Origin of the sequence: Kribbella sp. NPDC006257 (genome assembly GCF_040613535.1) — a bacterium.
Classification (GTDB): Bacteria; Actinomycetota; Actinomycetes; order Propionibacteriales; family Kribbellaceae; genus Kribbella.
Map to the genome: position 1 here is coordinate 69937 of NZ_JBEXSJ010000044.1, position 1764 is coordinate 71700.

Below are 1764 nucleotides of genomic sequence, written 5' to 3' on the forward strand. Positions count from 1 at the left end.
CCACTGGCCCCGGGGCGGGGGTATCGGGGGGCTTGTACAAGAGTCTCGGGTACACGCGTGTGAACATATCAACTTCGCCCCGCCCCGCAGCGGGGGCCCGCCCCGCGGCTGGATCAGACGGTCTTGCGCTCGATCTTGACGCTGTTGATCACGATCGGCTCGATCGGCCGGTCGCCCGGCGCGGTCTTCGCGGTCGCGATCGCGTCCACGACCTTCTGCGACTCGGCGTCGACGACCTCACCGAAGATGGTGTGCTTGCGGTTCAGGTGCGGGGTCGGCACCACGGTCACGAAGAACTGCGACCCGTTGGTGCCCTTGCCGAACTGGATGCCCGCGTTCGCCATCGCCAGCAGGTACGGCCGGTCGAACTGCAGCTCCGGGTGGATCTCGTCGTCGAACGCGTAGCCCGGCGAGCCGGTGCCGGTGCCGAGCGGGCAGCCGCCCTGGATCATGAATCCGTCGATCACCCGGTGGAAGCCGAGGCCGTCGTAGAACCGCTCGTGGCTCGGCTGACCCGTCTGCGGGTCGGTCCACTCCTTGGTTCCCTCGGCCAGGCCGACGAAGTTCTGCACCGTCTTGGGGGCGTGATCGGGGAACAGCTTGATGACGACATCGCCCTTCGTCGTCTGCAACGTCGCGAACAGTTCTTCGGCCACGGGATAACTCCTCATCGGTTACGGCGTACGGCATCGATCCTGTCATGCGACTCCAAGCCGGCCCGCATCGACCGGCCGGGCAACGGTTTTCGCGGGATCAGGGTCCCGTCCGGGTCGCCCTGAGACGTTTATCGGCTGGGTACGACGTACGATGCAGACGAAGCCGGAAATGTCCAGAGCCGTACCAGGTCGTCCATGTCGCCGATGGGCCAGCACTCAGGCGCCAGCGACGGGGCGCCGCCGAGGAGGAACCGTGGGTTTGTTGAAGTCCAAGGGCCGGGTCGAGTCCGCGAAGGACAGGGTCCGGCCGTTCGCCGAATCGGCCTCGCAACGGGTCGGTCCGGCCGTTGACACCGCACGGGAGAAGGTGTCGCCGTACGCCGAGAAGGCCGTCGAGCGCGGCGCCAGCCTCGCCCACGCCGCGGTGGAGAAGGCCGGCCCGGTCATCGACGATGCGCTGAGCAAGGTCGGTCCCGCCACCGAACACGCGGCCGAGCGCGCCCGCGAGCGGTTCAACGACGACCTGCTGCCGAAGGTGACCGCCGCGCTGGCCACCCTGGCCGCCGCCGCCGAGCCGGTCGTCGAGGAGACCTCGCGGCGCGGCAAGGCCACCAAGGCCGCGCTCAAGGGCGAGATCGACGTACCGAAGAAGAGCCACAAGGTTCGCAAGGTGGTGCTGTTCCTCGGCTTCGGCGCGCTCGCCGCCGCGGCCGTGAAGAAGCTGCTCACCCCGCCGGAGCCGGCCTGGCAGTCGACCCCGACCAGCGGCCGCGACTACAGCTCGGCCCCGGCCGGTACGGCGTCGCGCCCGGCCGCCGACAAGCCGGCCGAGTCCGAGACCAAGGCCGACGACGCGAAGCCGGCCGACTCGACGCCGGCCGGTGCCGCCGCCAACGGCAAGACCGAGGCCAAGGCCGACGAGAACGCCACCGACACGGCCGCCTCGAACGGCACCGCCAAGAAGGCGACCAGCACCAAGCCGCGTTCGACCGGCTCGAGCAGTTCCAAGCCGACCGAGTCCTGAGCCCTACCGAACCGCAACCGCGAAGGCCGCGCAGCCCGCGGGGTTCGCGGCCTTGGTCGGCGGCCCGGTCAGGGGGGGTTGTCG

General features: G+C 69.8%; 2 protein-coding genes. One reads left to right on the forward strand and one right to left on the reverse strand.

Annotated elements, in window-relative coordinates; translation table 11 throughout:
- Positions 1-113 precede the first annotated feature (113 nt).
- A complete protein-coding gene (locus ABZ004_RS35645; RefSeq protein WP_355686001.1) occupies positions 114-644 on the reverse strand; it encodes a peptidylprolyl isomerase in 531 nt (176 codons plus the stop codon).
- Positions 645-909: 265 nt separating this feature from the next.
- Between ABZ004_RS35645 and ABZ004_RS35650 the strand changes: the two genes are divergently transcribed.
- Positions 910-1680 (forward strand): hypothetical protein, encoded by a 771-nt coding sequence (locus ABZ004_RS35650; protein ID WP_355685997.1) that lies wholly within the window; start codon positions 910-912, stop codon positions 1678-1680.
- The last annotated feature ends 84 nt before the right edge of the window (positions 1681-1764 follow it).